Here is a 1,557-nt window from a genome sequence, read left to right as displayed (position 1 = left end):
CGGAAGCTGTCAAGGCGTATGAGACACGGGCTGGTTACGCGGTCTGTATCTGAGGTGCTGGTGTGGGCGGGTTGATCCACGCTGTGGTGGGCAGGGCCGGTGGGGTGGGTGGCTGGCTGAATCGTTCGGGGTGCGGGTGTGGGCGGCGTTGAGGACGACGGCGCGGTGGGCGCGGATTTCGGTGGCGGTGCCGTAGTGCACCGAGGCTGGGGTGTGCAGGCCGAGGGCCTTGTGGCGGTGGATGTGGTTGTAGTGGCTGAAAAACGTATGGCAGAACGTGCGGGCATCGGGCAGGGAACCGAACCGGCCGGGGAAGGCCGGGCAGTACTTCAAGGTCTTGAACTGCGCCTCGGAGTACGGGTTGTCGTTGGACACGCGGGGTCGGGAGTGGCTGCGGGCCACGCCCAGGTCCAGTAGCAGCTGCACGACGGGTTTGGAGGTCATCGAGGTGCCTCGGTCGGCGTGGATTGCTTGTGGTGCACCGTGTGTGGTGGTGATGTCGGCGATGAACGCCTTGGCCAGCTCGGCTGATTCGGCGGCGGCGACGGTCCAGCCCACGACGTAGCGGCTGAAGATGTCGAGCATGACGTAGAGGTGGTAGTACTCGCCCCGGCCGGGGCCCTGGAGTTTGGTGATGTCCCAGGAGTACACCTGGCCTGGTGCGGTGGCGACGAGTTCGGGTTTGATCTTGGCCGGGTGGGTGGCCTGGGCCCGGCGTTCGCGGACCTCACCGTGGGCGCGCAGGATCCGGTACATCGTGGACTGCGAGCACAGGTACTGCCCTTCGTCGAGGAGGGTGGCCCAGATCTGGGCCGGGGCCTTGTCGACGAAGTCGGCGTGGCGCAGCACCGCGAGGACCTGCGCCTGTTCGGCGGTGCTGAGTTTGTTGGCCGGTGCCGGCCGGACCGGACCTGGCCGGAACGGCGTGGGTCGGCGACGCCGGTAGTGGGTGGCTCTGGATTTGCCGAGCAGGTGGCAGGCGGTTCTGGTGTCCAGCAACGGTTGCAGCTGGCTGAAGGCGGTGTCGGTCAGCTGCTCGACTTCGGGTCGTTGTCCGCGTTCTCGGAGAGCAGTTGCAAGAACGCGTGTGTTTTTCCCATGATCTCCAGGGCGGCCTTGTTCCGGGCCAGATCCGCGGCGAGGCGCTCGTTCTGCCGGCGTAGCCGCTCGATCTCGCTCTGCTCGGCGCTCTTGCCGCGCCTCGCTGCAAGGGTGGCCTGCACCGGCGGTCCGGTGAGGGTGCCGGCGTCGCGGGCGCGGCGCCACTCGATGATGTGGGATGAGTACAGCCCTTCCCGGCGCAGCAGCGCGCCCTTCTCACCGGCGGGGAGCCCGTCGTACTCGGCCACCATCGCCAGCTTGTACTGCGCGGTGAACGACCGCCGGCGAGGTCGGTCGGCCCGCGGACCGGAAGGAGCATCCATCGCTCCATCATCGGTCAGGCCGGTCGGGGAGTCTGCAACGGTCAAGGTCACGGTCATCTGGTCCAGTCTCGCCCTGATGGGTGGTCAGAACGGAAGCCCGAACTGTGTCTCACCTGACCCTGACAGACAGGGC

Annotated in this window: 1 pseudogene; it reads right to left on the bottom strand. The window is 67.3% G+C overall.

Going from position 1 to position 1,557, the window contains the following annotated elements:
• Positions 1-34: 34 nt before the first annotated feature.
• Positions 35-1,424, bottom strand: a pseudogene (locus tag ABD901_RS58535) (IS3 family transposase).
• Positions 1,425-1,557 lie beyond the last annotated feature (133 nt).

The sequence above is a fragment of the Dactylosporangium darangshiense genome (genome assembly GCF_039537565.1).
Classification (GTDB): domain Bacteria; phylum Actinomycetota; class Actinomycetes; order Mycobacteriales; family Micromonosporaceae; genus Dactylosporangium; species Dactylosporangium darangshiense.
Note: the sequence above shows the minus strand (reverse complement) of the source record. Positions and strands in the feature narration are given on the sequence as shown.